This window comes from Zhongshania marina (assembly GCF_002915595.1).
Classification (GTDB): Bacteria; Pseudomonadota; Gammaproteobacteria; order Pseudomonadales; family Spongiibacteraceae; genus Spongiibacter; species Spongiibacter marinus_B.
Genome location: NZ_PQGG01000022.1, coordinates 1 through 6,082 on the forward strand (window position 1 = coordinate 1; position 6,082 = coordinate 6,082).

Here is a 6,082-nt window from a genome sequence, read left to right on the forward strand (position 1 = left end):
ATGTGATAATACCATTTTCCCCGCCTTGCCACGCATCCAACCCGCAGATCGCATGAGTTGTGACAAATAAGTGCTGAAAGTGGAAGTAATAGCCATCTATGTTGATTTCTAACTACATGTAATTATGTACTTTATAATTCTCAGTGACTAGAATGATGCATAAACACACAATCTAGTCACTTATAATGGCGTAAGCAGTATGCAACCCAATGAAACGCTGGAAATCGCAAGGCTGGCATTAGAAGGCAAGCCTTCCGACGTGAGGCTCTACATCGCCAAACTGGTGCGGAAAGCGCGTAGGACAGACCCGGATTACGCGTCAAAACTCGAGGCGTTGCTGAAATCGGAGACCTCCAGGTCAAACGGGGTCTTGCGGAAAGGGCGCCACCCTGAGCAGGAGATCCCTGAAAAGTTAGAGCTGGCACTGCTTCGGCGGTATCATGGCGCGCCTGTGGCAGCGCCACTCCTCGACAGCGCCGTAAGCGATCAGCTGCAGCAGATATTGATGGAAAGGCGTCATGCGAGTCAGCTCGCGCTCAAGGGCTTAAGCCCTGCCAGTGCATTAATCTTTCAAGGACCGCCAGGGGTCGGCAAAACCATGACGGCGGGTTGGTTGGCTCAACAACTCGACCTGCCTCTCTATGTGCTGGATCTTACGGCGGTGATGAGCAGTCTGCTAGGGAAAACCGGTAGCAACCTGCGGTCGGTCCTGGACTATGCGAAAAGTCATCCTTGCGTTTTGTTTCTTGACGAGATCGACGCCATTGCAAAAAAACGTAGCGATGACTCCGATGTTGGCGAACTCAAGCGCCTCGTAAACGTGCTTCTACAAGAGATCGAAAACTGGCCAGATCAAGGGTTATTGGTGGCCGCCACAAATCACCCCGAGCTTGTCGACCCTGCTTTGTGGCGCCGGTTTGATCTGGATGTCACCTTTAGTTTGCCGAATGACGAAAATATCAAGAAAGCGGTCATCGAATTCCTTGGCGATGACCGCGTTGAATTCACAAATTACCTGGATTTACTGGCCGACAGTCTGAGGGGCGAATCGTATAGCAATATTAAACGAGCTATTTACAAACTTCGCAAAATGAAGCTGATCAACCCTGAGGGATTTGAGAATTTTGGCATCCAGCAATTAATTCCCAATATCGATACGCTTTCGCGGCAGGAACGAATAACGCTAGCGGTTAAACTTGTCTCCCAGCATGCCTTTCCAAAACAACGCGCCGCTAAACTTCTCGGCGTGAGCAGGGACACCATTCGCAAGAAATTGGGCGAGAACGAATAATAAGGACATTATTATGGCGAAAAAGACAAACTACCTGATCGGCAAGGCTGAAGAGCTGGCAAAAATAACGCCGCCACCTAAAATTAACCCTCAGAGTAGAGACCTTTACACCATCAACGAGGTAGTGGCGAGGCTTCGACCACAGCTCGAACACGTCAACAAGGAATTTTCAACGCTTGATGCCGATCTTTGCCCACGGGGATACGCCGTCGCGGAAATGACGCTGCATCCATCGTTTATAGCAAAAGGCCACTATCCAAAGCAGCTGCTCCGTGACATGGGGGTAAGGTCTATTGGCAGCAAGGCGACTGAGGTCAAGCCAGACAAATGGATGAGAAAAGGCGCGCCACAGCCATCCCCATCGACGAGCCTTTTTATTGCTGGGAAAATCACAAATTTTGAAGATTATGCCAATAAACTTCAAGGCATTACGGAAGAGTCGCCTTTTTCTGAGGACTTAATGAAGGTCTGGCGATTTAGCAGTGTTTCCGCAGCGTCAAAGCTAAAACAGAACGAATCCTCCAAGCCGGGATATTTTGAGGTCGGGATACAATTCATACCGGGCGGCACCTCCGAGTTTATTAAACAATCCTTTCTCGCTTATGCGCATAAGCTGGGCTTCCAAAGCAAGGATGAGTTGTCACTGGAGGTATCAAGTTTATGGTTTATTCCCGTAATAGGCGATCCAGATAAAGCGATCGAGCTTGCACGTCACTCCTTCGTGCGGGTTGTAAGGCCGATAGCGCCTCTGCGGTCATTCCGGCCCCTGGTGCGCTCGCTGCCAGGTTCAGCGATGGCCAAACTACCCACGGCACCGCCGTTGGCATCAGATGTGCGCGTCGCTATTCTAGATGGAGGGCTTCCTGAAACTCACGCGATTAAGCCGTGGCTAAATGAATACAAGCTGTCTGATTCAGCGTCGTCAGACTACCCAGGTGGCACGGATCACGGCCTGGGCGTGACATCGGCATTTCTATTTGGGCCGCTACCCCACGAGAGTGAGGCACCTCGACCGTATTCATTTGTTGATCACCATCGAGTTCTAGATTGCGATATTGATACCGAAGATCCGCTTGAGCTATATAGGACGCTAACCCATATTGAGGATATCTTAATTTCCCGCCAATATGAGTTCTTAAACATCAGCCTCGGCCCTGATCTACCGATAGACGACGATGAGATTCATCCATGGACATCGATGTTGGACTCCTATCTCGCAGATGGTGAAACCTTATTAACTATAGCCGCGGGCAATAACGGGGAAAATGATGAATCGCTGGGGTTGAATAGAATACAAGTGCCCTCCGATAGCGTAAATGCGATAGCTGTCGGCGCTTCAGATAGAATGAATCAGAGTTGGCAAAAAGCGAGCTATAGTGCAAGCGGGCCAGGGAGAGCGCCAGGTAGAGTAAAGCCGGATCTGCTCGCCTTTGGCGGCTCTCATCATCAATACTTTCATGTTTTAAACTCCTCAGCCATCCCAGAAATTGTTCCGCAACAAGGCACCAGCTTCTCCGCGCCCTATCTTTTGCGAAAGGCGGTCGGCATTCGCGCCTTATTTGGCCACGATATTTCTCCTCTTGCGATAAAGGCGCTACTGATCAACTCCGCCCAGCGAAACGAACAAGAGCAATTTCAGATTGGCTGGGGAAAAGTGATCGATGAGGTTGAAGACTTAATACGATCCCCATCAGGCGTCGCAAAAATACTGTACCAGGGCGAACTCCTACCTGGGAAATATTTGAGAGTCCCGCTACCGATCCCCAAAAGCGGAATTAACGGAATGGTTCGCATTAGGGCGACCTGCTGCTTTTCAACCCACGTTGACCCTCAAGACACGTCCATGTATACCAAGGCAGGTGTTGAAATAGCGTGGAAGCCCAAAAAGGGGCAGAAGTCGGAATCCTTCTTCCAGCAAGTTAAAAAAGCTACCGAAGCAGAGCTCAGGCGTGATGCTGCAAAATGGGAGCCTGTTTTACATGCGGAAAAACGCAAAAACGGAAACAAACTTGACGATCCCGCCTTCGAAATTCATTACATGGCTCGAAGCTCTGGTGCCGACATCAATTCCACAAGTGCAGATATCATCAAATATGCGTTTTTCGTAACGCTGGAAGCGCCAAAGCATAAAGACATTTTTGCAGATATTTTAGAAGCCTATTCGGAAATACTTTCTGAAATTGAGCCAAGAATTAGGGCCGATATTGAAGTCACTGTTTAAAATGGACGCTGGGCTTGCGACCAGGCTGCTCATTCTTTGACCCAAAGGTTGAGGAAGATTCCGTAGATTGGGCTAAATTAGAATTAATGGTGCCTTGAAAGCCAGTAAATACGCAGCCTTCGGCGGTTTTTGCAGTATTTGGAGGCAAAATCCCTAGGACCCCATAATCGGTCATCGCCGTGGGGCTCGCCGGCAACAGGCCGCCAAAGGTGTGCTCGAAGTGCCGCACAGCGCCGTCGGCCGCCCGTAGGGTATTCTGCCGCAAACCGGCTTCTTTCAGGGCCTCGACACTGACGCCTTCCCGCCGTGGTCTTTCCACACGAAACTCCCCTTCTCTCCGTTCCATTAGTCTACATGTGATAACACCATTTATCACGCCTTATAAAATATAAAATATTCATTAATTTTTCTTACATATTGTTTCTTATTACTAATGCTTTTTATATACTTAGTTATATACTGAGAAACTCGGAGGCCCATCATGGCACGCGCCGCAGCTCACTCGCTTACCGACGTTGAGAAGATTGCCAAACAACTTAAGTCCCAAAACAAACAGGTAACTCCCTATCGGGTTCAGAAAACTTTGGGCGGAGGCTCGTTTGGCTGGATCAAAGGTGCGTTAGATCAGCTTGGGTACCAAGATGATGCTGGCTTACCGGCTGGAATAGATGAATCAACCGCCCAGCTCCTGCGCCTGGCCCAACCATTGATTGACCACCTAACACAGCAGGCACGGTCCGACATGGACTCAGCAGTCGGAAAGCTAGAAGAGGCACTGGCCGACAAAAATTCGGAACTGGCTGAACAGGAAGTCAAACGAAAGGAGTGCCGTCAACAGTGCGACGCCGAGCAAGACGCCCACCGAAAAACACGCTTGGCGTTGGAGTCCGCAGAAGCGCGCATCAGCACCCTAGAAAAAACGATTGCGGAATCCGAGGCCACCCACCATGCAGATCAAGCTAGGTCTCGCCAATTAGAAGCACAACTCCAAGATCGCAATACGCAGATCACCGCTCTGCAGATGGATCGACAACAACAACGGGAAGATTTTGCTGCCCAGCGCAAAGCCCTGCGCAGTGAGCACGATGCTGCGACAGCGAGACTGGAACAACAACGTAGAGAATCGGTGATCGACGCAACAAGCCTCCGTGAAACCGTGCAGACGTTGACCCGTGATAACGCCGCCTTGGTCAACGAACGCCAAGAGCTTCAGCGCCAATACCGGGGCATCACGGGTGAACTCACCGTACTAAAACAAAAACTGGATAAGGCTATTGAGAATCACCGAGCAGATTCGATGGAACAAGCGAAAGCTCAATCACGACTGGAAACAGAGCTGGAGAATGCCACGACCCTAAGCAACCAAACCCGCGTACAAATAGAAAGCACGACAAAAACACACCAAGCATTGCAGGTGGGCCTTGAGCGCCACCTCGTCAACTTGGAGTACTTGGCACCTCTAATCCCTAAAGCGCAAAAAGCCCAAACCCATTTCAACACCCTTCTCGAACACGCAGCAAAGCTTGCAGGCAAGGTGGGTTGAATGATAAATGGCAAACCAATCAAGTCGCGTACTCGACTTGATGATGAAGTCAATCCCGTGGGTTCGTACTAATAAAATGAGGGGGAGAAGGAGTTACTATCGCTAATCTGCATTAAAATTAAACACACTTACAATCAATATCAAATGACTCAAAGCACCCTGAAGCGGGCATTCGAGTCTGGGGGATATTAATCATTAGATGTGAAAAGCGGACGTTCAAATACGAGTATTTCTACAGCCACAACGGCGTGGTTTGCGGCGAGTGAAACGTAGTGTAGTGAGTCCGGCCGCGTTTTCCAGCGGCGAACAAGACCACGTTGTTAGGTTTTTATTTGACCTTAAGTGTAGAAGTCTCAATCTGATCTGACATATCTTCTTGAAGAAGAGAGAGTTACCCGTTTTGATAAAGGTGTCGAATCTTAAATCAAAACAAAAAGGTAACTCTCATGCTCCATACTAGCAATCCCATCATTAAACACAAAGCAGGTCTGCTAAATTTAGCGGAAGAGCTCGGTAACGTCTCTAAAGCATGCAAGGTCATGGGCGTATCGCGGGATACGTTCTATCGCTATCGTGAGCTGGTTGATGATGGCGGGATCGAGAATTTGATTAACAAAAGCCGCAGAACCCCTAACACCAAAAATCGAGTCGATGAAACGATAGAACAAGCGGTCATTAGTTATGCCATTGAGCAGCCAGCCCATGGTCAGCACAGAACTAGTAACGAACTGCGCAGAATAGGCGTCTTTGTTTCTGGCAGTGGTGTTCGGTCAATCTGGTTACGCAATGGTCTTGAGAACTTTAAAAAGCGGCTTAAAGCACTGGAAGAGCGAGTCGCTACTGACGGGATAATTCTGAGTGATGCCCAGGTTGCAGCCCTTGAAAAGAAGAAACATGATGACGAAGCATGCGGGGAAATTGAAACCCATCATCCCGGTTATCTTGGCTCTCAAGACACCTTCTACGTGGGCAATCTCAAGGGTGTTGGTCGGATTTACCAGCAGACATTTGTCGACACCTACAGCAA

At 49.1% G+C, this 6,082-nt stretch carries 5 protein-coding genes; 4 read left to right on the top strand and 1 reads right to left on the bottom strand.

Going from position 1 to position 6,082, the window contains the following annotated elements; genetic code table 11:
• Positions 1-199 precede the first annotated feature (199 nt).
• Together C0068_RS09860 and C0068_RS09865 are read left to right on the top strand one after the other, a co-directional pair.
• Positions 200-1,291 carry an AAA family ATPase gene (locus C0068_RS09860; RefSeq protein WP_103682693.1) on the top strand — a complete coding sequence of 364 codons (1,092 nt, stop codon included), beginning with the start codon at positions 200-202 and terminating at the stop codon, positions 1,289-1,291.
• A gap of 13 nt (positions 1,292-1,304) precedes the next feature.
• Positions 1,305-3,512, top strand: coding sequence for a S8 family peptidase (locus tag C0068_RS09865; protein ID WP_103684336.1), 2,208 nt, complete (start codon positions 1,305-1,307; stop codon positions 3,510-3,512).
• Here the strand turns inward: C0068_RS09865 and C0068_RS19565 are convergent.
• On the bottom strand, positions 3,502-3,831 hold the full coding sequence (locus C0068_RS19565; protein WP_199176149.1) for a hypothetical protein: 330 nt from the start codon (positions 3,829-3,831) through the stop codon (positions 3,502-3,504). The genes C0068_RS09865 and C0068_RS19565 overlap by 11 nt on opposite strands.
• Before the next feature lie 162 nt (positions 3,832-3,993).
• Here C0068_RS19565 and C0068_RS09875 point away from each other — a divergent pair, with 162 nt between their 5' ends.
• Entirely contained in the window at positions 3,994-5,055 is a 1,062-nt protein-coding gene (locus tag C0068_RS09875) for a DNA-binding protein (RefSeq protein ID WP_103684337.1), read from the top strand.
• A gap of 446 nt (positions 5,056-5,501) precedes the next feature.
• Positions 5,502-6,082, top strand: a 581-nt coding sequence (locus C0068_RS09880) for a helix-turn-helix domain-containing protein (protein ID WP_146047869.1), incomplete at its 3' end; no start/stop codon positions are given.

Bases quoted from the DNA above. Each gene is read 5' to 3' on its own strand.
- C0068_RS09875 (WP_103684337.1), top strand. From the start codon at position 3,994: ATGGCACGCGCCGCAGCTCACTCGCTTACCGACGTTGAGAAGATTGCC.
- C0068_RS09865 (WP_103684336.1), top strand. From the start codon at position 1,305: ATGGCGAAAAAGACAAACTACCTGATCGGCAAGGCTGAAGAGCTGGCA.
- C0068_RS09860 (WP_103682693.1), top strand. From the start codon at position 200: ATGCAACCCAATGAAACGCTGGAAATCGCAAGGCTGGCATTAGAAGGC.